We start from the raw sequence: 22,454 nt of genomic DNA on the forward strand, positions 1-22,454 counted from the left end.
ACTGATGGGCTTCTCGATCCTCAAGACGCGCGTGGCGCAGGAAACGCTCGGCCGGATGCTGGCCGGCTATCTGCGCCTCGTCCAGCGTACGAACCGGGTCGTCTTCGAGCCCGCCGACATCTACGACCATGTCCGGCCGGATCTGCCGCTGATCTTCGCGATGTGGCACGGCCAGCACATCATGATCCCCTTCGCGCGGCCGGACTGGATGCCCGCCTGCTCGCTGGTCTCGCGCCATGGCGATGGCGGCTTCAATGCGGTGGCGCTGCGCGAGCTCGGAATCGGCGCGATCCGCGGTTCGGGCGCGCTCGGCAAGAAGATCCGCGAGAAGGGCGGCGCCAGCGCCTTCCTCGCGATGGTCAGGCGCCTCGCGGGCGGCGACACCATGGTGCTGACGGCCGATGTGCCGAAGCGGGCCCGCATCGTCGGCCCCGGCATCATCGCGCTCGCCCGCGCCTCCGGCCGGCCGATCCGCGCGGTCGCCGTGGTGACGAGCCGCCGCATCGATTTCAACAGTTGGGACCGCGCCTCGATCGGCCTGCCCTTCGGGCGCTGCGCCATCGTCGTCGGAGAGCCGATCCTGGTCGCCCGAGACGCCGACGAGGCGACGCAGGAAGCGGCGCGCCTCGCGCTTCAGGCCAGCCTCGACGATGTCCATGCCCGTGGCTATGCGCTGGTCGGCAGCCGCGATCCGGGCGCCGGCCTGCGCGAGAAGCAGCCTGCTGCCGGGGCGCCGGCATGAGCGGCAAGGGCGCGATCCTGCGCAGCTATCGCTACGCGACGTCCCTGCTGGAACCGGCTGCTGCCGGCCTCCTGCTCTGGCGCCAGCGGCGCGGCAAGGAGGACGCTGCGCGCCTCGCCGAGCGGCGCGGCCACGCGAGCGTCAAGCGGCCGAACAAGCCGCTGGTCTGGCTGCACGGCGCCAGCGTCGGCGAAACCGTGACCCTGCTGCCGCTGATCGCGAAACTGCAGAAGCGCGGCTTCGCCGTGCTGGTGACCTCCGGCACCGTGACCTCGGCCAAGCTGATGGCGGCGCGGCTGCCGGGCGGCGTGATCCATCAGTATATCCCGCTCGACGTGCCCCGCTACATGCGCCGCTTCATGGATCACTGGCAGCCGGCGCTCTGCCTGATCTGCGAATCCGAGATCTGGCCGAACCTGCTGATCGAGGCGCAGCGCCGCGACATTCCCGTCGTCATGGTCAATGGCAGGATGTCGGAGCGCTCCTTCGCACGCTGGTACAAGATGCCGAAGACCTCGCGCTTCCTGCTCTCCTGCTTCGAGGCGTGCCTGGCGCAGTCGCAGGGCGATGCCGAGCGGCTGGCCCAGCTCGGCGCGCCGCGCGTCAGCGTTGCCGGCAACCTGAAATTCGACGTGCCCGCCCCGCCCGCCGACGCGGACACGCTTGCCATCCTCGACGGCCAGACCACCGGCCGCCCGGTCTGGATCGCCGCGAGCACGCATCCCGGCGAGGACGAACTGGTGCTTGCCGCCCATCTCGCGATCAAGCCCCACCTGCCGAAGCTGCTCACCATCGTCGCGCCGCGCCATCCGCAGCGCGGCCCGGAGATCGAGGCGCTGGCCGAGGCGAACGACGTCTCGGTTTCGCGCCGCGCCGCCGGCGGCAGCCCGGAGCGCGACGTCGACCTCTATGTCGCCGATACCGTCAACGAGCTCGGGCTGTTCTACCGGCTGTCGCAGGTGGCCTTCCTCGGCGGCTCGCTGGTCGAGGGCATCGGCGGACACAACCCGATCGAGCCGGCCAAGCTCGGCTGCGCCCTGCTGCACGGCCCCTATGTCCATAACAATGCCGAGATCTTCGCCGCCTTCGACCGCGACGGCGGCTCGCGCGAGGTCGCCGATGCGCAGGCTCTTGCCGGCGCGGTCCATCGCTGGCTGAACAGTCCGGCCGAGGCCCGGCAGGCGGCCCGCGCCGCGGCGCAGACCGCGACCGAGCTCGGCGGGGCGTTGAATCGCACGCTCCACGCGATCGAGCCATTGCTGATGCGGGTCGCGATCGGTCAGCGCCAGAGCGCGCCCTGATGCTGCGTGCCCCGCGCTTCTGGTGGCGGGAGACACCGACGCTGCTCGCCCGGCTGCTTCAGCCGCTCGGTCATCTCTACGGGCAGATCACCTTGCGGCGGATGCGGCGCCCGGGAGCCGATGCCGGCTTACGCGTCATCTGCGTCGGCAACTTCATCGCCGGCGGCGCCGGCAAGACGCCGACGGCGATCGCCATCGCCCGCCTGCTGGCGGAGCGGGGCGAAAAGCCCTTCGTGCTGATGCGCGGCTATGGCGGCCGGCTCGCCGGGCCGGTCGAGGTCGATCCCGACCGGCATCGCGCGGCGGATGTCGGCGACGAGCCGCTGCTGATGGCCCGCCATGCCCGCACCGTCATCGCCCGCGACCGGGTGGCCGGGGCGAGGCTCGCGCGCGGCCTCGGGGCCAGCCTCGTCGTTATGGATGACGGATTGCAGAACCCGTCTCTGCTGAAGCAGCTCAAGCTTGCCGTGGTCGACGGCTCAGCCGGCGCCGGCAACGGGCTTTGCCTTCCGGCCGGCCCGCTGCGCGCGCCGCTATCGGAGCAGATCGAGGAAACGGACGCCATCGTCGTGATCGGGCCGGGAGATCCCGGAGACCGCGTCGCCGCCATCGCGCGGGCCGCCAAGAAGCCGGTTCTCTCGGCAACCCTGAAGCCAGCGGACGCCGCCATCGCACGTTTGCATGGCCAGAAGGTCGTGGCCCTCTCAGGCATCGGCCGGCCGGAGAAGTTTGTTGCGACCTTGCGGGAAGCGGGCGCGAGCGTCGCTGCCGAACTGGCCCATGGCGATCATCACGCCTACACGGAAAGCGATGTCGCCGCGGCTATCGCCGCTGCACGCGCGCATTCAGCGCTGGTCGCGACGACAGAGAAGGACTGGACCAAGCTCGCGCCGCTCTGGCCCGCTGATGCGCTGAACTCGCTGGTCGTGGTGCCGGTCGCGCTGGTCTTCGCGGAGCCGGCCGAGATCGATGGGTTGCTCGCGATACTTCGCCGGGCGGGTTCAGCGCTTCCGCCCGCTTTTCAGTCGCAGTCCTCATCCTGAGGAGCCGCGCGGCGGCGTCTCGAAGGATGCTCCAGATGGTTCCGAAGCCTCCTGAAGCATCCTTCGAGACGCGCCTTCGGCGCTCCTCAGGATGAGGACTGAAGGGAACGAACTTCTGGTCGTCAGGCGCGGCCGGCGCGACGCAGCCTCAGAAGCGCGGCTTCCGACGACGCGTAGGCCTCCTGCCATTCGATCGACCAGTAGCGGAGATCGTCCAGGCGGATGGGCGCGCCCGTCACGGCGCAGCGCACGAAAGCGCCCGGCTTGACGACGCGAAATTCGCCCGGACCGAAGTCTACCACGGCTTCGGGGCCATGAGGCGGGAGGCGCTCGCTGATATTCATCAAAATTGCATCAAATCATTGATCGGGAAACGGAAAGCCGGAATACTCCGAGGTTTGTGATAACCTTCTGGTCGGCGATGTCCAGTCTCCTGCGCCTGTTGGCGTGCCTGATGAGCCTTGCGCTGCTTGCAGCCTCGGCCGCGCGTGCCGGCGGCTATGAGCGCGTGGCCATCCAGACCGATCAGGGAACGCTCAACGGCGTCTTCTACCTGCCGGCCGGCCAGGGACCTTTTCCGGCCGTGGTCGCGCTGCATGGTTGCGGCGGCTTATGGCGCGAGCAAGGCCAGCTCTCGATGCGCCATGCCGATTGGGGCGAGCGTCTGGCCGCCGCCGGTTTGGCCGTGCTGATGCCGGACAGCTACGGGTCGCGCGGGCTCGGCTCGCAATGCGGCGTGAAGGACCTGACGGTCCGGGCCGGGCGGGAGCGCGTCGCCGATGCGATGGCAGCCCGGATCTGGCTGCAGCAGCGCAACAACATCAAGGCCGATTCGATCGCGCTGCTCGGCTGGTCGAGCGGGGGCCTGACCGTCCTGACCGCGATCCGCAAGGAGCGCATGCCCGCCGACGGCAGGCCGGACTTCAAGCGCGCCGCCGCCTTCTACCCCGCCTGCCGGAGCCAGTCGGAATCGTCGAGCTTCGTCGCCCGCCTCCCGCTGATGATCCTGATGGGCGATGCCGACGACTGGACGCCGGCCGCGCCCTGCAGCCATCTCGCCAAGGCCGCGCAGATGCGCGGCGAGCAGGTCGAGCTCGTGCTCTACCCCGGCGCCCTGCATGATTTCGACCACCCGCGCCTCGAGGTTAAGGAGCGCGACAACATCGCCTATTCCGCGAGCGGCACCGGCAAGGCCACGGTCGGCACCAACATGGCGGCGCGCGAGGACGCGCTGAAGCGGGTCAAGGCCTTCCTGACCGCGCCTTGAGATGGAGCATGCGCTTTTCCGCTGAAACGCGGGTCATCCCGGACGCAGCGAAGCGGAGATCCGGAATCCATTCCTGAACCACAACCGAAGACGCTCCGGCATGGATCCCGGGACAAGCCCGGGATGACGGTGTGTTTCCCAAGGAAATCAAAGAACTTAAAACAGGTCGCCTTGTGATCCCGGCGCCGGCGCCTTGCGAACGGGGCGCGGCGCGGATGGCTTGGTTACGCTCCCCTCGCCCCCCGCGACGATGACACCGAAGCTGCCATCGGCCACCTGCACCGAAAGCGCCCGGCCCGGCTGGGCGGCCTCGACGCTGCGCACCAATGCGCCGGCCTCGTCGCGGATCAGGGCATAGCCGCGCGACAGCACGGCTTCCGGACCCAGCGACCGGATCAGCGCCCAGAGCGAGGACAGCCGGTCGGCGCGCCGATGCAGCGCCTGGCCGAAGGCGCGCTCGGCGCGCTGAGCCCAGGAAGCCGCACGCTCCCCGCGCTGGACCAAGCTTTGACCGAAGGCGTTGCGAGCCCGCGTCTCCAGCGTCCCAAGGCGGTCTCGGGCGTTGGCGACCCGGATGCGCTCGCCGGCAACGGCATTGCCCCTGGCGGCGGCCAGCGCCCGCCCGAAACCGTCGAGCTGCGTCCGCAGGCGAACGAGCGCGAGACGCGGCGAGCGCGCCTCCAGCCGGCGCGCGAGAGCCTGCAATCGCTGCTCATGCGTACGCGCATTGCGGGCCAGCGCCGGGGCGAGCCGCGTCGCCGCGAGGTCGAGCCGCTGGCGCGGGCCGGAGAGAACCGCTTCAGGCCCCGGCAAGGCGCGGGCCAGCGCGCGCAGGTCGCTGCGGCGGCGGTCGGAGAGGCGGAGCATCGCGCCGACATGGCGGCGTGCGAGATCGGCAACGAAGCCCATCAATTCCGCCCGCACCGGCACGACCTTCTCGGCCGCGCCGGTCGGCGTCGGCGCGCGCAGGTCGGCGGCGTGATCGATCAGCGTCCAGTCGGTCTCGTGGCCGACGGCGGAGACCAGCGGGATTTCAGAGGCCGCAGCGGCGCGCACCACGATCTCCTCGTTGAAGCTCATCAGGTCTTCAAGCGAGCCACCGCCGCGCGCGACGATGATGACGTCCGGCCGCGGGATGCGTCCGCCCACGGGGAGCGCGTTGAAGCCGGCAATGGCATTGGCGACCTCGGCCGCGCTGGTCTCGCCCTGCACCCGGACCGGCCAGACCAGGACATGGCGGGGAAAGCGATCTTCCAGGCGATGCAGGATGTCGCGGATAACGGCACCGGTCGGTGAGGTCACCACGCCGATCACGGAAGGCAGATAAGGGATCAGCTGCTTGCGCTCCTCGGCGAAGAGCCCCTCGGCCGCCAATCGCTTGCGGCGTTCCTCCAGCAGCGCCATCAGCGCGCCGGCACCGGCCAGCTCCAGCGAATCGATGACGATCTGGTAGCTCGACTTGCCGGCAAAGGTCGTGATCTTGCCGGTCGCGACGACCTCAAGCCCTTCCTGCGGTCGGGTCTTCAGGCGGCCGAACACCCCCTTCCAGATCACCGCGTCGATCTTGGCGTTGGTGTCCTTCAGCGAGAAATAGACATGGCCGGAGGCGACCGGGCCGCGATAACCGGAAATCTCGCCGCGCACACGCACGAAGCCGAAACTGTCCTCGATCGTGCGCTTCAGCGCCCCGGAGAGGTCCGAGACGCTCCATTCGGGCGCATTGCCGGTCGTCTGCTGCGATTCGCTGCTCATGGCCGGACCATAGCGGGACGGACGATGCAGCAGAAGCGTTGCCCGCGAGGCGCCGGCCGGGTATTGCGCCCTTGAGTCATTGGATCCGCCTCTCGCGGGTCATCCCGGGCGGCCGCAGGTCGACCCGGGATCCATTCCGGAACCTTCATCGGAAGCGCTCAGGAATGGATCCCGGATCTCCGCTTCGCTCCGTCCGGGATGACGGCAAGCAGGCCGAGCCAACATCCGAACCAGCGGAGAGCGCGATGAAAATTCTTCTGATCGGTTCGGGCGGCCGCGAGCATGCGCTCGCCTGGGCGATTTCGGCCTCGCCGCTCTGTGACACCCTGTTCATCGCGCCGGGCAATCCCGGTACCGCCCATTGCGGCGAGAATGTCGTGATCGATGTCGCCGACCATGCCGCCGTCGTGGCTTTCTGTCGCCTGCAAGGTATCGACCTCGTCGTCGTCGGGCCGGAAGGGCCGCTTGTCGCCGGCATCGCCGACGATCTCAGGGCCGCTGGAATCAAGGTCTTCGGTCCGTCGAAGGCCGCAGCCCAGCTCGAAGGCTCCAAGGGCTTCACCAAGGAACTCTGCGCCGAGTTCAATATCCCGACCGCGGGCTTCGGCCGCTTCGCCGATGCCGCTTCCGCCAGGACTTACGTCGCCGCACAGGGCGCGCCGATCGTGATCAAGGCCGACGGGCTCGCCGCCGGCAAGGGCGTGATCATGGCGCAGACGCTGGACGAGGCGAACGAGGCCATCGACATGATGTTCTCCGGCAGCTTCGGCGCGGCGGGCGCCGAGGTCGTCGTCGAGGAGTGGATGATCGGCGAGGAGGCCAGCTTCTTCGCGCTCTGCGACGGCACGCATGCGCTGGCGCTCGCCTCTGCCCAGGACCACAAGCGCGTCGGCGACGGCGATACCGGCCCGAATACCGGCGGCATGGGCGCCTATTCGCCCGCCCCCGTGATGACGCCCGCGCTGACCGAACGTGTCATGGCCGAGATCATCCGGCCGACGCTCGCCGGCATGGCGAAGCGCGGCACGCCGTTCCAGGGCGTTCTCTTCGCCGGGTTGATGATCACGGCGCAGGGGCCAAAGCTGATCGAATACAACACCCGCTTCGGCGATCCCGAATGCGAGGTGCTGATGCCGCGCCTGAAGAGCGACATCGTGCCGGCGCTGCTCGCCGCCTGCGACGGCGTGCTCGACCGGGTCGACCTGCGCTGGCGCGACGAGGCGGCGCTGACCGTCGTGCTCGCGGCGAAGGGCTATCCGGCCAAGCCGGAGACCGGCAGCGTCATCCGCGATGTCGAGAAGGCCGAGGCGATGGACGATGTCCTCGTCTTCCATGCCGGCACGAAGCTCTCGAACGGCGATCTCGTCGCCAATGGCGGACGCGTGCTCAATGTCGTGGCGCTCGGCAAGAGCGTCGGCGCGGCGCAGGCGCGGGCCTACGAGGCGGTCGACAAGATCGACTGGCCCGGCGGCTTCTGCCGTCGCGATATCGGCTGGCAGGCGGTGAAGCGCGAGCGAGGCTGACAGGACGCCCCGCGCGGGGCACGACACCGACCGAATGCAACATTCGGTGTTGTGATTTCTCTCGCATCGACTTCAACCGAAAATCGGTTCCCACTTTTCGGGTCGATGCCTATGCTGCCGCGCATGGCGAACATCGACTCCCTTTTCCCCGGCTTCAAGGCGCACTGGATCGACGGGCCGGTCGGCAAGATCTTCGCGCGCGTCGGCGGTGAAGGCCCGCCGCTGGTGCTGGTCCACGGCTTCCCTCAGACCCATGCCGAATGGCACCGGCTGGCGCCGGAGCTGGCCAAAACCCACACCGTCGTCTGCCCTGACCTGCGCGGCTATGGCTGGTCGGCCGCGCCGCATGGCGACGGCGGCCGGGAGACCTACACCAAGCGCAGCATGGGCGAGGACATCGTCGCGGCGATGCAGGCGCTCGGCCATATCCGCTTCGGCGTGATCGGTCATGATCGCGGCGCGCGTGTCGCCTATCGCCTCGCGCTCGACCATCCCGGCCGCGTCGAGCGGCTCGTCCTGCTCGACATCCTGCCGACCGTCTCGATGTGGGAGGGCATGAACGCGGCCCGCGCCATGCAGGTCTATCACTGGACCTTCCTGGCCCAGCCCGGGCCGATCCCGGAGAACCTGCTCAAGGCCGATCCGGCCGGCTGGCTCGACCGCACGATCGCGAGCTGGAGCCGGGCAAAGAACCTCGACCTGTTCGATCCGCTGGCGATGCAGTCCTATGCCGAATCCTTCAGCGATCCCTCGCGGACCCACGCGGCCTGCGAGGACTATCGCGCCGGCGCCACGACCGATGTCGAGCACGACAAGGCCGATCTCGCCGCAAATAAGCGGACCCTCTGCCCGACGCTGGTGCTCTGGGGCGAGGCCGGCATCCCTGCCAAGGGCGCGAGCCCGCTCGCTATCTGGCGCGAGACCTTCGCGCCGCAGGCCGAGGGCCAGGCGATCGATAGCGGCCATTTCCTGCCGGAAGAGAACCCGCAGGCGACGCTGGCGGCGCTGAAGCCGTTCCTGGCGCGGGCGGTGACGTGAGCCATGCCCGGCCACGCTGAACAAAACCGCCATCCCAAAAGGCTACTTGGAGCCGCACTCGGAAGCCGAGCACGAGACGCTTCCGTCATGGTGGGGCTTGTCCCGACCATCCACGTCTTCCTTCGTGCGATGCGGCGTCCAAGACGTGGATGCCCGTCACAAGGGCGAGCATGACTGCAGTGCCATCACCGGGCATGCAGCCTGATGAACCGAAACATCACCCGGCCGGCCCACCCGAGATCGCGCTCGTGCTTGGCGCAGGCGGTGCGCGGGGCTTGAGCCATGTCGCCGTGCTGGAGGCCTTCGACGAGCTCGGCCTGAAGCCCGCGCGCATCGCCGGCTGCTCGATCGGCGCCATCATCGGCGCAGCCTTCGCCGCCGGGCTTTCCGGCCGGGAGCTGCGCGAGCATGTGCTCGCGACCTTCCGCGACCGGGCGCGGGTGATCGCGCGCCTGCTCGACTGCCGCGTCGGCAAGCTCGCCGATCTCGTGCGTGGCCTCGGCAACCCAGTCCTACTCGATGGCGAAAGGCTGCTCGACCTGTTCTGGCCGGAGGCCGTGCCCGATCGGTTCGAGGAGCTGGCGATCCCATTCACGGCGATCGCCGCGGATTATCACCGGCATGCCGTCGTCGCGCTGCATGACGGGCCGTTGACGCCGGCGGTGGCGGCCTCGCTCGCCATTCCCGGGCTGGTCCGGCCGGTCGCGCTCGGCGGGCGCGTGCTGATCGATGGCGGCGCGATCGATCCCCTGCCCTATCGGGATTGGCTGGCGCCCGGCCGCATCGTCGTCGCGGTCGATGTCAGCGCGCCGATGACAGAGCCCGGCGAAGCGCGCATTCCCGGCGCGATGGAAGCGCTCGTCGGCGCCTCGCAGATCCTGACGCGGACGCTGGTCCAGCGGCTGATCGAGCAGGAGCCGCCGGACGTCCTGATCCGGGCCGGCTCGGAGCGCATCGGCGGGCTCGACTTCTTCAAGGCCAAGGTGATCCTCGCGGCGGCCGAGCCGATCAAGGACGAGGTCAAGCGAGCACTGCAACGGGCTCACGAAGCACGGGGCTGACCGGCTCCGGAACGTCACAGCGGAAGCCGGGCAACGCAGACTCCAGCACCGCCCGGCCTTCTTCGGTCAGGATCACCGCGCGGCTGTCCTTGCGACGGCGGACCCAGTCCATCCCGAAGCAGCGGCAGGCAAGCGCTGCCGCGAGATGGCCGGCGAGATGGGGCCTGCGCTCGCTCCAGTCGAGGCAGGGGCGTAAGGCGGCACGGCGGCTCTTGCTGCCGGCATCGGGGTCGAGGCCCAGCGCCCTGAAGATTGCCCTGCCAGAGGCTGTCAGCGCATAGCCGCCTTCGCTCGCGGCGAGATGGCCGCCAGCCATCAGCGCGTCGTGGATGCCGATGCCGAGCCTCCCGGCAAAATGGTCGTAGCAGGTGCGTGCCTGGCTCAAATCCGCGCCGACGCGGGACGGCAGACGTCGGCTCGTATCGTCGAGATTGGCCAGCACCATCAGGCCTTCCAGCGCGGTCGCGACCTCCGGTCCGGCGAGCCGGTAATAGCGGTGGCGTCCCTGCACCGCGACCTCGATCAGCTTGCCCTGCATCAGCTTGGCGAGATGGCCGCTCGCCGTCTGCGGCGCGACGCCGGCGATCCAGGCGAGCTCCTTGGCCGTCAGTGCGCGGCCGTCCATCAGCGCGTGCAGCATGTTGGCGCGGGCCGGATCGCCCATCAGATGGGCGATCTCCGCGAGATAGGGTCCTTGAGTGCTCATGACGGCATGATGCGCCATCGCTTTCGCATCGCAAGCGGGAACGCTACGTCGACGGCCGTAGCATTGGGCCGCGACAGCCACCGTCAGCGATGTCACAAGCGAGCCATGGACAACACGACTCTCCTCCTCTTCGTCACCGCGACCTTCGTGCTCGCCGGCTTCGTCAAGGGCGTCATCGGGCTGGGCCTGCCGACCATCGCGGTCGGCATTCTCGGCGTGGTCATGGCGCCGGCACAGGCTGCAGCGCTCCTGGTCGTGCCCAATCTCGTCACCAATGGCTGGCAGATCGCGACCGGGCCGAAGCTGCTGTCGACCCTGCGCCGGCTCTGGCCAATGCTGGCCACCATCTGCCTGGGCACCTGGGCCGGCGCTGGCCTGCTGCAACAGCAGAAGGATGGCAGCGCCGCGCTCTGGCTCGGTCTTGCGCTCATGCTCTACGCGCTTGTCGGCCTGAAGGCGGCGAAGCTGCGCGTGCCGGAGCGCTGGGAAGGCCGGCTCGGCCCGGTCATCGGCTTCACCACCGGCGTCGTCACGGCTGCGACCGGCGTCTTCGTTCTGCCGGCGGTGCCCTATCTACAGGCGCTCGGCTTTGACAAGGACGAGCTGGTGCAGGCGCTCGGCATCTCCTTCATCGTCTCGACGCTCGCGCTCTCCTTCGGCCTGATCGGAGCGGGCGCGCTCAACGGCACCGTCGCCTGGCAATCGCTGCTGGCGCTCGTTCCCGCGCTGATCGGCATGGGCGGTGGGCAATTCATCCGCAGCCGCATCTCACCGGCGACCTTCAAGATCTGCTTCTTTGCCGGGCTGCTGGCGCTGGGCGCCTATCTCTGCTGGCGCAGCCTCGGCTGATGGTCCGGCTCTTGCTTGGCGAAACGGGATCGTCGCGCCGGCCTTAACCAGGCGTTCACCATACGGGCGCAGCCTCGACCGGCAGCAACAGGAGCGGCTCGCATGGATGCCTTCACCATGGTCGTCATGGCCTGCGTCGCCGGGGAGGCGCATTGCGCGACCAGCCGCATCAGCGAGATGGATTTCACCACCGCGCAGGCCTGCGAAGCACGGGTCGACGACATCATCCGTTCGATGACCCGGGAATTCGGCAAGCGGCCCGAATTCAAGGGCCGGCAGGTGACCTATGACGTCTCCTGCATGGATCGCGCCCAGCTCGCGGCCAAGTTCGGCATCGCCTCGTCGGATACGTGAGCCTCCAGCCATCATGCTCGGGCTTGACCTGAGCATCTCAGGACGAGAAGGCACCTTATCCTGCGCGGGATTCTCGGGTCTGCGCTGCGCTCCGCCCGGAATGACGAGGGTGTAAACTAGCGCCGCTCGCGGAAGAAATCCCGGAGCAGCCCCGCGGCTTCCGTCTCGCGCAGGCCGCCATAGACCTCAGGCGCGTGATGGCAGGTCGGGCTCTCATAGAGCCTGACGCCATTCTCGACCGCGCCGCCCTTCGGATCGCCCGCGCCGAAATAGAGGCGCCGGATCCGGGAAAACGAGATCGCAGCCGCGCACATCGGGCAGGGCTCCAGCGTGACGTAGAGATCGCAGCCGATCAGCCGCTCGGAACCAATCGCCTCGCAGGCGAGCCTCAGCGCCAGCATCTCGGCATGGGCCGTCGGGTCCTTCAGCTCCAGCGTGCGGTTGCCGGCGCTGGCGAGGATCGTTCCCTCGCGCACCACCACCGCGCCGACCGGCACCTCGCCGCGCAAGGCAGCCGCCTTCGCCTCGTCGAAGGCGAGCGCCATGGCGTCGACGGTGGATGAGCGTTGCGGCGGCGACATCGAAAACCCCGGTTTTGGCGCTCGCGGCGAGGGAAAGCCTCTGCTACAAGCGCCGGCTATAGAGCCGGATCCGATCAGGTTGAATCAACCTGATCGGTGAATCCGTCTCTCAGATATTGATAGAGACCGCGTTCTCCGATCAGATTTGCAATCTGATCGGCGCGGGCTCTAGCGAATAAGCGAGCCAGGCCTTTCCCGCAAAGCGGTTGTGCTCGGCCGGCTCAGGAGCAACCATGAAAGACGACGACAACAACAGAGGCCGCGGCCCACGCAAGGGCGGTGGCGCCGGCGGCCGTGGACCCGGCTCCGGTGGCAAAGGCTTCGGCGGCAAGAGCTTCGGCGGCCGCGCCGGCGGCGAAGGCCGTGGGCCTGCGCGCGATGGCGAGCGCAAGCCCTTCCGCAGCCGTTCGGGCGGCGACGAGCGCCCGGCCCGCCGCTTCGAGCGCCCTGCCGGCGCCGAGGGCGAGGCTCCGCGTCCGCGCCGTTTCGATGGAGATCGTCCGGTGCGCGCCAGGGCCGAAGGCGAGGGCCGTGGCTTCCGCGAGCGTTCGGGCGAGGAGCGTCCGCGCCGCACCGGCGAGCGTCCCTTCGCCGGGCGCGATCGGCCGCAGGGCGACCGGCCGCCGCGTGGCGAAGGCCGCGATGGCGAGAAGCGGTTTTCGCGTCCACGCGGGCCGCGTTTCGAGGGCCAGGAGGATCGTCCCCGCCGCCCGCGCGCGGCCGAGCCCGAGCGCAAGCTGATCACGGCCGAGGAGCCGGAGCGCATCGCCAAGGTGATGGCGCGCGCCGGCGTCGCCTCGCGCCGCGACAGCGAGGCGATGATCGCGGAAGGCCGCGTCAGCGTGAACGGCACCGTGCTGGACAGCCCGGCCCTCGACGTGAAGCCGACCGATATCGTGCTGATCGACGGCGAGCCCTTGCCGGCCCGCGAGCGCACGCGGCTGTGGCTCTACCACAAGCCCCGCGGCGTGGTGACGACCAATTTCGACCCGGAAGGCCGCCCGACCGTCTTCGACGTGCTGCCGGAGGACCTGCCGCGCGTGCTGACCATCGGCCGGCTCGACATCAACACCGAAGGCCTGCTGCTGCTGACCAATGACGGCGGGCTGGCGCGCGTGCTGGAGCTGCCGGAGACCGGCTGGCTGCGCCGCTACCGCGTGCGCGCTTTCGGCGAGGTGACGCAGGACAGGCTCGACACGGTCAAGGACGGCGTCACCATCGACGGCATCCAGTATGGGCCGGTGGTCGCCCGCTTCGAGCGCCAGCAGGGCTTCAACACCTGGCTGACGGTCGATCTGCGCGAGGGCAAGAACCGCGAGGTCAAGACCGTGCTCGAGCATCTCGGGCTGACGGTGAACCGCCTGATCCGCATTTCCTTCGGCCCGTTCCAGCTCGGCGAGCTCGAGGAGGGCGAGGCCGACGAGATCCGCTCGCGCGTGCTGCAGGACCAGCTCGGCAGCGAGCTCGCGGCCAAGGCCGGCGCCGATTTCGAATCGCCGCGCCGCGACGCCCTGCCCGCCGCGCCGCGCCCGGCGCCCGGCGGCGACGATCGCCCGCGCCGCCGCCGCGAACCGATCGAGGATGAGCACGAGACCCGCCGCGAAGCGGTGCGCGAATTGCGCGGCGACAAGCCCTGGACCCGCACGGTCTGGCGCGATGCCGAAACCGAGCCGCAGCGCGAACGCAAGGCCCCGCCGCGTCGCGGCGCCGATCCGAAGCTGGAGCGGCAGGAGCGCGAGGCCTCAGGTGATGTGAAGCGCCGCCGCGACACGCCGATCGCCGACCCGAAGGGCCGGCGCGTGCTGGTCGAGCGCGTCAGCACCCCGGTGGCCGAGGAGCGCGCCGCTCCGGCCCGCGAGAGCAAGCGCAGGCCCGACCGCATGCCGCGCCAGGAGCGCGGCCGCGAGGAGCGTGGCGGCGACGAGGCGCGCACGCAGCGTCCCCTCACCCGCACCGGCGGCGATGAGCGGCCGGCACGGCGCCCGCGCAGCGAGGCCGGCGGACGCGACCGCGGCGGCGATCGCCCTTGGGAGGATCGCGCTCCGCGTGGCGAACGTCCCGAGCGCGCCCCGCGCGACGATGCCGAGCGCCCTGCCCGCGCCTTCCGCGAGCGTTCCGCCGAGGATCGGCCGCGCAGCCGCAGTTTCGGCGACAAGCCGGCCGGCAAAGGCTTCGGTGGCAAGAGCTTCGGCGCACGGTCTTCCGATCGGCCGGGCGATGACCGGCCCCGTGGCCGCGGCTTCGGCGACAGGCCGGGCGGCAAGGGCTTCGGCCCACGCTCCTCGGATCGTCCCGCCGGCGGCGGGCGGCCCTTCGGCGGCAAGCCGGGCGGTGGACGTGGTCCGCGCCCCGGCGGCGGCCCGCGTGGCGGCAAGCGCGACTAAGCGATGCGGATCGTCGGCGGACGCCTGGGCGGCCGGCCTCTGGCCGGCCCGAAACCAGGGATCGGCAGCATTCGGCCGACCTCGGACCGGCTGCGCGAATCCCTGTTCAACGTGCTCGTCCATGCCTATGGCGATGCGGTCGAGGGCGCGCGCGTGCTCGATCTCTTCGCCGGAACGGGCGCGCTCGGCTTCGAGGCCCTGTCGCGCGGCGCGGGCTTCGCGCTGCTGGTCGATGACGGCACCGAGGCGCGCGGCATCATCCGCGAGAACCAGATGGCTCTGGGCGTCGCCGGCTTCAGCCGCATTTTCCGCCGCGACGCGACCAAGCTCGGCCCGATCACCGGCATGGCCCCGTTCGGCCTCGTCTTCTGCGATCCGCCCTATCGCAAGGGGCTCGGCGAGAAGGCGCTGGTCTCGGCCCGCGAAGGCGGCTGGCTCGCGCCTGACGCGCTGATCGTGCTGGAAGAGGCGGCGGATGCCGAGATCAGCCTGCCCGAGGGCTTCGAGGAGCTGGAGCGGCGGGGTTATGGTGAAACGCAGGTGCTGTTGCTGCGGACAACGCCCTAAGCACCGTACAGCGCCCCCGCCCCGCAGACGTCACGCTTGCGTCGGCTCGTAGCGAAGGATGCCGGCTATCCTCGGCTTCGAACCAGCGGGCATATCGCTGGGATGGTTGATGCCGTCATTGACCTGCAGCTCTCGGAAATCGAACGGACTGGCGCCAGCGATGCAGGCAACGTTCACCCCGAGCTGCCCGGGATTCGAGCGGCGCTGGTGATGGGTGTAGATGCCGCAGCCCAGGCAGAAATAGTGCTTCGCCGTCCGGGTGTTGAATTGGTACTCGCCGAGCTTGTCCTCGCCCGAGACGATCCTGACGCTGCTTGCCGAAACCACGACTGCACCCCGCATGCGGCAAAACGAGCAATCGCAGCGGCGCGCCGTTTTCATGCCATCGGTCAGGGTCGCTTCGAACAGAACGCTTTTGCAGTGACAGGTCGCCTGGACAGTCGCCTCATTCGCCATCACCATCTCTCCGATCGCTATCCGGTGCCCTATACGCTTTCAGCGCCGCCCAAACAGCCGCTCGATATCGCTGAGCTTCAATTCGACATAGGTCGGCCGGCCGTGGTTGCACTGGCCGGAATTGGGCGTGATCTCCATCTCGCGCAAAAGCGCGTCCATCTCTTCGGGGCGCATGCGCCGGCCGGCGCGGACCGAGTTGTGGCAGGCCATCGTCGCCAGGACATGGTCGAGCCGGCGCTCCAGCGAGCCGGCCGTGCCGTGCTCGGCCAGCGCATCGGCGACATCGCGGACGAGGCGCTGGAGATTGCCGCCGGCGAGTTGGCTCGGCGCTTCGCGTACCAGAACCGCGCCGGGGCCGAAGGATTCAAGCACGAGGCCGAGACTTTCGAGCTCGCTGCCCGCCGCGATCAGGCGGTCGGCATTGACGGGATCGAGCTCGACCACTTCCGGCAGCAGCAGGGGCTGGCGGGCGATGCCGTTGCGGGCGCGCTCGGCCTTGAGGCGCTCATAGACGAGGCGCTCATGGGCGGCATGCTGGTCGACGATGACGACGCCCTCGCGGGTCTGGGCGACGATATAGGTCTCGTGGACCTGGGCACGGGCGGCGCCGAGCGGCCGGTCGAGCGCGTCCGCCGAGGGCTCGGCCAGATGCGCGCGGGCATCGGCCGAGGGCGCGGCGAAATCGGAGAAGCCGGATTGCGGGGCGCCCGTCGGGAGCGGGGCCGGGGCGCTCCAGCCCGGCGCCTCCGGGAAGGAAGGGCGCGGGATCGTGGCGCCGCTGCCCCCGCCCATCGAGAGCACGGCGCGGAAGGCATCGAGCGTGCGGGCGCCGCCCGTGGTGGTGGCGCGGTGGCCGGCGGCGGCGAGCGCCGCCTTCAGGCCGGAGACGACGAGGCCGCGCACCAGCGCCGGGTCGCGGAAACGCACCTCGCTCTTGGCGGGGTGGACGTTGACGTCGACCGAGCGCGGATCGCAGCCGATATCGAGGAAGAGCACGGGATGCCGGTCGGAGGGCACGACATCGGCATAGGCGCCGCGCACTGCCGAAAGCAGCAATTTATCGCGGACGGGGCGGCCGTTGACGGACAGATGCACGCCGGCCGAGGTGCCGCGATGGAAGGTCGGCAAGCCAGCGAAGCCGGAAATGCGGATGCCTTCGCGCTCGGCCTCGATGCGCAGCGCATTCTCGGGGAAGTCGCGGCCGAGCGCCCGGCCGAGGCGGCGCAGCAGCCCCTCCTCGCCGATCGGCTCGGCCGGCCAGTCGAAGGCGCTGATATGCTCGCCTTCGAGCGAGAAGCGGATTTCGGGATGGGCGATGGCGAGGCGCCGTAGCATCTCGGAGACGGCCTGCGCCTCGGCCCGGTCGCTCTTCAGGAATTTCAGGCGGGCCGGAGTGAAGATGAAGAGGTCCGAGACCTCGATGCGCGTGCCGGGCGCCGCTGCGACGGGACGGACGACGCCCTTCTCGCCGGCCTCGACAACGAGGCCCGAGCCCTGCCCTGCATCGCGTCGACGGGTCGCGATCGAGAGCCTTGCGACCGAGCCGATCGAGGGCAGGGCCTCGCCGCGGAAGCCGAGCGTGTCGATGGCGAAGAGATCGCCGTCGGGCAGTTTCGAGGTGGCATGGCGATCGACGGCGAGTTCGAGATCCTCCGGCGTCATGCCGGCACCGTCATCGACGACGCGGATCAGCTCTCGCCCGCCGCCCTGGATGGTGACCGCGATCGAGCGCGCGCCGGCGTCGATCGCGTTCTCGACCAGCTCCTTCACAGCCGCAGCCGGCCGCTCGATCACCTCGCCGGCGGCGATGCGGTCGACCAGAACGGGATCGAGGCGGCGGACGGTCATGGAACTCGGGTGGTCATCGGAAAACAGGGCTCGTCATTCTCGGGCGGAGCGCAGCGCAGACCCGAGAATCTCTCTCCGAAAGAGGCTCCCGAGCCTTCGTGTCACAAGATGCTCGGGTCAAGCCCGAGCATGACGCGCCTCTTCGGTAAAACGCTACTCAGGCCCGCCCTTCGGCAAGATAGCGCTTGGCGAGGAGTTTGGCCTCTTCCACCGCCGGCTGGTCGAACGGGTCCACGCCCATCGCATAGCCGGTCAGGATCGTCTCAAGCATGAAATGCATCAGCATCTCGCCATGGCTGGTCTCGTCGATGCGCTCGACATGGAAGCGGCGCACCGCGCAGCCGTTCCTGGCGAAGGTGTCGATCATGGCGACCCCTTGAGCCGCCACGAGATCGCCGATCGTCTTGCCGGCGAAATCGGCCTGGCCGATCTTTTCGGCGAGGGCGGTGTCGATCTGCGGGCCCTTGCCCTTCACGCTGGTGGTGATGACCGTGAAGAACTTGTCCTTGGGGCCGGCGAGATAGAGCTGCTGCTGCGAATGCTGGTCGACGGGGCCGAGCGCGCCGACGGGCTGGGTGCCCTGCCCGTCCTTGCCGAGACTCTCGGCCCAGAGCTGCATCCACCAGCGGGTGAGCAGCGCGAGCTTGTCGGCATAGGGCATGAGAACGGCGATGTTCTTGCCGGAGCGCATGGCGGCGAGATGCAGCGCGGCACCGACCGCAGCCGGCGTCTCGCGGACATCCTTGCCGGCGAAGAGCGGCGCGACCGCGCGGCCGGCGCCGTGCCGGAGCGCCTCGATATCGAGGCCGAGCACGGCGGCCGGCAGCAGGCCGCAATTGGTCAGGACGGAATAACGGCCGCCGACATCGGTGTGATGTTCGAGGAAGGGCGTGCCAAAGGGTTCGAGCAGCGCCCGCAAGGGGTGCAGCTTGCCGGGCTTGGCCGGTTCGGAGAGCCCTTCGAAATGCGTGCCGATCTGCTGATCGCTCAGATGCGCGCCGCGCAGTGCCTCGATCGCCGCGATCGACTGCAGCAGGGTCTCGCCGGTGCCGCCCGATTTCGAGATGGCGACGAATTTGGTCGTCTTGAGCGGCAGCTTGGCGAGCAGGGCCGCATAGGTCGCCGGGTCGAGATTGTCGATGAAATGGACGCGCGGGCCGGCTGTGAACTGCGAGAGGCCCGCGATGCCGTAACCGGTGAGCTGCGCCAGCGTCTGGCCGCCGAGGCTGGAGCCGCCGGTACCGAGCACCAGGACGTCCGTCGTGCCGCCGGCCTTGAGGCGTTCGACCGCGGCCTTTACCGGGCCGAGATCGGCGGTGTCGCTCGGCAGCTTCAGCAGCGGGAGCGATCCGTGCTTTGCCTGCCCCTGCAGCTTCGCCAGCGCGGGCTTGAGATCGGCCAGCGCCGTCTCGAAGGCAGCATCGGGAATACCGCCCTTGCCGACCCTGGATTCGAGCGCGAGATCGAAGCTTTGCTGAAGCATGAACCTATCCATAGCGACGAGAAGACGAAGGCGATTTCAGACCAGCGCGACCGGCTTGCCAACCGCCTGGACGAGCAGTTCGGGGTTGCCGAACAAGCGCTTGGCGACGCGCTTGACGTCGGCCAGCGTCACCGCCGCGAAGAGGCTATTGCGGCGGGCTAGGAAATCCGGCGTGTCGCCGCGAAGCGCCAGCGCCAGCAACTCGCCGGCGATCTTGGGCGAGGTGTCGAAGCGCAGCGGGTAGGAGCCGATGATGTAGCGCTTGGCTTCCTCGACCTCATGCTCGGTCGGGCCTTCCTCGGCGAGCTTGAGCATCTCCTCGCGGATCACCTTCATCGATTCCGCGGCGCGATCATTGCGGGTCGCGGTGCCGCCGACCAGCATGGCGCTCTCGCGCAAGGGCATCAGGCTGGAGGAGACGCCATAGGCGAGCCCGCGCTTCTCGCGCACCTCCATGAAGAGGCGCGAGGTGAAGGCGGAGCCGCCGAGGATATGATTCAGCACGCTCGCGGTGATGAAATCGGGATCGTCCCACATCAGGCCCGGACAGACGAAGCGCAGAACGGTCTGCGGCACGTCGAGATCGATGATGTGGGTCTGGCCAAGGCCCTGGATCGGCAGGGCTTCAGCCGGGCGCTGCCGCGGCTCGCCCTTCGGCAGGTCGCCGAACAGCGCATCGAGCCGGCCGGCGAGTTCGGCGGCGGTGATGTCCCCGACGACGACGATCTTGAGGCCGGCGCGGTCCATCAGCGTGGGCCGCAGAGCCTTCAGCGCCGGCGCTTCCAACCTGGAGACGCTGTCGATATCGCCCTTCTCGGGCCGGCCGTAAGGATGGCCCGGAAAGGCCGCGGCATAGAGCGCGTTGCGGCACATCACGTCGGGATTCTTCGCCTGGCGCTGCAAGCCGGCGATGACCTGGGCGCGGACGCGGGCGACGGCGTCGGCATCGAAGCGCGGCTTGTTGAGCGCCAGCCCGAGCAGATCGAAGGCGGTGTCGCGATGGGTCGAGAGCGTCTGGAGATAGCCGTGAAAATCGTCGCGGCGGGCTTCGAAGCCTAGGCTGATGGCGTGGTCGGCCATGCGGCCCTGGAAGGCCTCGGCGTCGAGATCGCCGGCGCCCTCGTCGAGCAGACCGGAGATCAGATAGGCGCTGCCGGCGGCATTGTCGGGGTCAAGGCTGGTGCCGCCGTCGAAGGCGAAATCGACCGCGATCAGCGGCAGGCTGTGTTCCTCGACCAGCCAGGCCTCGACGCCGCCGGGGGAGCGGACGGTCTGGACGGCGATGGCAGGGCCGGCCGTGTTGAGCTTGGGCGTCGGAATGGGGGCGTTCATGGCGCTTCCTGTCGGCGGAGCATGGCCTCCGCCCGTTCGGTGAGACGGCAGTGTCAGGCCGGCAGCAGCAGGCCGGTGACGCTGCGATCAGGTTTGAGGTAGCGGCGCGCAGCCTCGATCACGGCCTCGCGGCCAACCGCCTCGATACGCTCAGGCCAGGCGAGCACGTCCTCGACCGTTTCGCCGACGGCCAGCGCCGAGCCGAAGATGCGGGCGAGCGAGGCCTGGTTGTCGCGGGCGAAGACCGTCTCGGCTACCAGCCGGGTGCGGGCGCGGGCCAGTTCGAGCTCGCTCGGCCCTTCCGCCAGGAAGGCGGCGAGCGCCGCATCGAGCCCGGCTTCCATCGCCGCCATCTCGACGCCGGGGCGCGGGCTGGCGGAGATCTGGAAGGCGGCACGGTCGACCATCGAGCTCATGAAATAGGCGTTGGCGCCGGCGGCCAGCTCGTCCTCTACGCAGAGTCTGCGATAGAGCCGCGAGGTGGTGCCGCCGCCGAGGATTTCGGCGACGAGTTCGAGCGCCAGAACCTCGTCGCGCTCGCCCGCCGTATAGGTCGGGGTCAGCCAGCCGCGCCGCAGCGAAGGCTGCTGCACGCGCGGATCGTTGAGCTGCACGCGGCGCGAGGCGCGCGGTTCCGGCTCGATCGGGCGCGAGCGGACGGGCGCCGCGCCGCGGGCCGCGATCCTGCCATAGGTCTCCTCGGCAAGGCGGCGTACCTCGGCGGCATCGGTGTCGCCGGCGACGACGAGGATCGCGTTCTCGGGGGTGTAGAAGCGCTGGTAATAGGCGAAGGCGTCGCCCCGGCTCAGGCGTTCGATCTCGTGCTCCCAGCCGATGATCGGCGTGCCATAGGGGTGATGGAAGAAGAGCGTCGCGGAGAATTCCTCGCCGAGCTGGGCGGCCGGATCGGAATCGACGCGCATGCGCCGCTCCTCCAGCACCACGTCGCGCTCGGGCGCGACCACGGCCTCGTCGAAGGAGAGGCCGGTCATGCGGTCGGCCTCGTAATCCATCATCGCGCGCAGATGCTCTTTTGGCACGCGCTGGAAATAAGCGGTGTAGTCGAAGGAGGTGAAGGCGTTCTCCTGGCCGCCATAACCGGCGACGATCTTGGAGAACTCGCCGGCGGGCCAGCGCTCCGTGCCCTTGAACATCAGGTGTTCGAGGAAATGCGCGATGCCGGACTTGCTCGACGGGTCGTCGGCCGAACCGTTGCGATACCACACCATGTGGGTGACGACCGGCGCGCGCCGGTCCTTCACGACGACGACATCGAGGCCGTTGGCCAACCGGAAGGATTCGACCGGCTCCGCCGTGTCGCTCCGGTGCGCATGGATGTTCACCTGTTGCCGTCTCCTCGATCGAAAAAGGGCGGGCGCGACGCGCCCGCCCTTCATGACAACTTGGTCGGGCATCCCCGCTTCGGCAAGGGGCGATCGAGCCTGGCGATCACGCTGCCGCGGCGGCCCACCAGCTACTGACGCATGACCGGCCCGCGTCCCGTCGAAAATTCGCGGATGCCGGGATCCTGGGTATCTTCGACCGGGCCACGCGCGCCCGGACCGACGGCAGCCGTCGCAGCCGGACGGCGATAGCCGGTCGGCGGCTCGGTGAGGGTGCGGCGCGGCGGCTCGCTGCCATAGGCGGCGGCATTCTCGTCGATCTTGGCCTGACGCGCGGCCATCTCGCGGCCGACCACGATCGGCTTGATGATGTTGTTGTAGTTGTTGTCGTCTTCCGGGAACTGCGGGCCACGCGGCGCGCGCGTCGTCCGGCCGCGGCGAATCTCTTCTGGCGACATGCGGGCGATGTTCTTCAGGCCGAGGGGCTCCTCGTAAGGCGCCGGATTGGCGGCATCCCTGCGGCGCTGGACGTCCGGATCATTCGGCCAGGCGGCATTGCGCTCGCTGGCCGACTGCTGCGGGCGCGGCAGCGTCGAATTCGGCGGCACGACCAGCGGCGCACGGGCGCGATAATCGATATCCGCCTCACCGCCCTTGCCGAAGACGCCCTGCATGAAGTTGTAGACCAGCGAGCCTTCCTGCGCGAAGGCAGGCGACGCCCCGAGCACAAGCCCGCCGGCGATGAGCAGATGAGCCACGCGGATGCGTTCGGCCATGTCAAATCTCCCTTCGGACAATCTCGCCCCGTCTCAAACCCCAGACGA

Annotated in this window: 21 protein-coding genes; 11 read left to right on the forward strand and 10 right to left on the reverse strand. The window is 69.3% G+C overall.

The genetic code is table 11. The annotated features are described in order from the left end of the window. The first annotated feature begins 4 nt into the window (after positions 1-4). The 3 genes from OCUBac02_RS18740 to lpxK are packed head-to-tail and all read left to right on the forward strand — an operon-like array spanning position 5 to position 3,086. Entirely contained in the window at positions 5-742 is a 738-nt protein-coding gene (locus tag OCUBac02_RS18740; protein WP_173047758.1) for a lysophospholipid acyltransferase family protein, read from the forward strand. After that, positions 739-2,043 carry a 3-deoxy-D-manno-octulosonic acid transferase gene (locus OCUBac02_RS18745; RefSeq protein ID WP_173047760.1) on the forward strand — a complete coding sequence of 435 codons (1,305 nt, stop codon included), beginning with the start codon at positions 739-741 and terminating at the stop codon, positions 2,041-2,043. The genes OCUBac02_RS18740 and OCUBac02_RS18745 overlap by 4 nt, the downstream gene beginning before the upstream one ends. A gap of 2 nt (positions 2,044-2,045) precedes the next feature. Beyond that, a complete protein-coding gene (lpxK, locus tag OCUBac02_RS18750; RefSeq protein WP_173049698.1) occupies positions 2,046-3,086 on the forward strand; it encodes a tetraacyldisaccharide 4'-kinase in 1,041 nt (346 codons plus the stop codon). A gap of 122 nt (positions 3,087-3,208) precedes the next feature. Here the strand turns inward: lpxK and OCUBac02_RS18755 are convergent, their stop codons facing one another. Beyond that, complete coding sequence (locus OCUBac02_RS18755; RefSeq protein ID WP_173047762.1) at positions 3,209-3,430, reverse strand: DUF2093 domain-containing protein; 222 nt, start codon at positions 3,428-3,430, stop codon at positions 3,209-3,211. A gap of 110 nt (positions 3,431-3,540) precedes the next feature. On the opposite strand from OCUBac02_RS18755, the gene OCUBac02_RS18760 reads away from it, so the two are divergent. Next, positions 3,541-4,353 (forward strand): dienelactone hydrolase family protein, encoded by an 813-nt coding sequence (locus OCUBac02_RS18760; protein ID WP_244638984.1) that lies wholly within the window; start codon positions 3,541-3,543, stop codon positions 4,351-4,353. Positions 4,354-4,509: 156 nt separating this feature from the next. Here the strand turns inward: OCUBac02_RS18760 and xseA are convergent, their stop codons facing one another. Beyond that, entirely contained in the window at positions 4,510-6,105 is a 1,596-nt protein-coding gene (gene xseA, locus OCUBac02_RS18765; RefSeq protein ID WP_173047764.1) for an exodeoxyribonuclease VII large subunit, read from the reverse strand. Between the two features lie 245 nt (positions 6,106-6,350). Here xseA and purD point away from each other — a divergent pair, with 245 nt between their 5' ends. The 3 genes from purD (at position 6,351) to OCUBac02_RS18780 (ending at position 9,727) form a co-directional block, all read left to right on the forward strand. Beyond that, positions 6,351-7,628 (forward strand): phosphoribosylamine--glycine ligase, encoded by a 1,278-nt coding sequence (gene purD, locus OCUBac02_RS18770; RefSeq protein WP_173047765.1) that lies wholly within the window; start codon positions 6,351-6,353, stop codon positions 7,626-7,628. A gap of 123 nt (positions 7,629-7,751) precedes the next feature. Then, a complete protein-coding gene (locus OCUBac02_RS18775) occupies positions 7,752-8,666 on the forward strand; it encodes an alpha/beta fold hydrolase (protein WP_173047766.1) in 915 nt (304 codons plus the stop codon). 170 nt (positions 8,667-8,836) lie between these two features. Beyond that, positions 8,837-9,727, forward strand: coding sequence for a patatin-like phospholipase family protein (locus tag OCUBac02_RS18780; RefSeq protein ID WP_244638985.1), 891 nt, complete (start codon positions 8,837-8,839; stop codon positions 9,725-9,727). Here OCUBac02_RS18780 and OCUBac02_RS18785 read toward each other — a convergent pair. After that, positions 9,687-10,433 (reverse strand): ArsR/SmtB family transcription factor, encoded by a 747-nt coding sequence (locus OCUBac02_RS18785; RefSeq protein ID WP_173047767.1) that lies wholly within the window; start codon positions 10,431-10,433, stop codon positions 9,687-9,689. The two genes, OCUBac02_RS18780 and OCUBac02_RS18785, sit on opposite strands and share 41 nt — an antisense overlap. Before the next feature lie 105 nt (positions 10,434-10,538). Between OCUBac02_RS18785 and OCUBac02_RS18790 the strand changes: the two genes are divergently transcribed. Both OCUBac02_RS18790 and OCUBac02_RS18795 read left to right on the forward strand, forming a co-directional pair. Continuing rightward, the gene (locus OCUBac02_RS18790) at positions 10,539-11,282 is read left to right on the forward strand and encodes a sulfite exporter TauE/SafE family protein (RefSeq protein ID WP_173047768.1); all 744 of its coding nucleotides are present in this window, start codon (positions 10,539-10,541) and stop codon (positions 11,280-11,282) included. A 102-nt stretch (positions 11,283-11,384) separates the two neighbouring features. Beyond that, positions 11,385-11,636 (forward strand): hypothetical protein, encoded by a 252-nt coding sequence (locus OCUBac02_RS18795; RefSeq protein WP_047580194.1) that lies wholly within the window; start codon positions 11,385-11,387, stop codon positions 11,634-11,636. Positions 11,637-11,752: 116 nt separating this feature from the next. On the opposite strand, the gene OCUBac02_RS18800 is transcribed toward OCUBac02_RS18795, so the two are convergent. Next, positions 11,753-12,217, reverse strand: coding sequence for a nucleoside deaminase (locus OCUBac02_RS18800; RefSeq protein WP_244638986.1), 465 nt, complete (start codon positions 12,215-12,217; stop codon positions 11,753-11,755). A 233-nt stretch (positions 12,218-12,450) separates the two neighbouring features. On the opposite strand from OCUBac02_RS18800, the gene OCUBac02_RS18805 reads away from it, so the two are divergent. Both OCUBac02_RS18805 and rsmD read left to right on the forward strand, forming a co-directional pair. Beyond that, entirely contained in the window at positions 12,451-14,601 is a 2,151-nt protein-coding gene (locus OCUBac02_RS18805; protein ID WP_173047769.1) for a pseudouridine synthase, read from the forward strand. 3 nt (positions 14,602-14,604) lie between these two features. Next, positions 14,605-15,168 carry a 16S rRNA (guanine(966)-N(2))-methyltransferase RsmD gene (gene rsmD, locus OCUBac02_RS18810; RefSeq protein WP_173047771.1) on the forward strand — a complete coding sequence of 188 codons (564 nt, stop codon included), beginning with the start codon at positions 14,605-14,607 and terminating at the stop codon, positions 15,166-15,168. A gap of 30 nt (positions 15,169-15,198) precedes the next feature. On the opposite strand, the gene OCUBac02_RS18815 is transcribed toward rsmD, so the two are convergent. The 6 genes from OCUBac02_RS18815 to OCUBac02_RS18840 form a co-directional block, all read right to left on the reverse strand. Next, complete coding sequence (locus tag OCUBac02_RS18815) at positions 15,199-15,624, reverse strand: GFA family protein (RefSeq protein ID WP_173047773.1); 426 nt, start codon at positions 15,622-15,624, stop codon at positions 15,199-15,201. Between the two features lie 39 nt (positions 15,625-15,663). Beyond that, entirely contained in the window at positions 15,664-17,472 is a 1,809-nt protein-coding gene (mutL, locus tag OCUBac02_RS18820; protein WP_173047775.1) for a DNA mismatch repair endonuclease MutL, read from the reverse strand. Between the two features lie 157 nt (positions 17,473-17,629). Then, positions 17,630-18,955, reverse strand: coding sequence for a glucose-6-phosphate isomerase (locus tag OCUBac02_RS18825; protein WP_173047777.1), 1,326 nt, complete (start codon positions 18,953-18,955; stop codon positions 17,630-17,632). Positions 18,956-18,991: 36 nt separating this feature from the next. Then, complete coding sequence (locus OCUBac02_RS18830) at positions 18,992-20,287, reverse strand: M16 family metallopeptidase (protein ID WP_173047779.1); 1,296 nt, start codon at positions 20,285-20,287, stop codon at positions 18,992-18,994. 53 nt (positions 20,288-20,340) lie between these two features. Then, on the reverse strand, positions 20,341-21,630 hold the full coding sequence (locus OCUBac02_RS18835; RefSeq protein ID WP_244638987.1) for a M16 family metallopeptidase: 1,290 nt from the start codon (positions 21,628-21,630) through the stop codon (positions 20,341-20,343). A 131-nt stretch (positions 21,631-21,761) separates the two neighbouring features. After that, positions 21,762-22,406, reverse strand: coding sequence for a hypothetical protein (locus OCUBac02_RS18840; protein WP_173047781.1), 645 nt, complete (start codon positions 22,404-22,406; stop codon positions 21,762-21,764). Positions 22,407-22,454 lie beyond the last annotated feature (48 nt).

The sequence above is a fragment of the Bosea sp. ANAM02 genome, from assembly GCF_011764485.1.
Classification (GTDB): domain Bacteria; phylum Pseudomonadota; class Alphaproteobacteria; order Rhizobiales; family Beijerinckiaceae; genus Allobosea.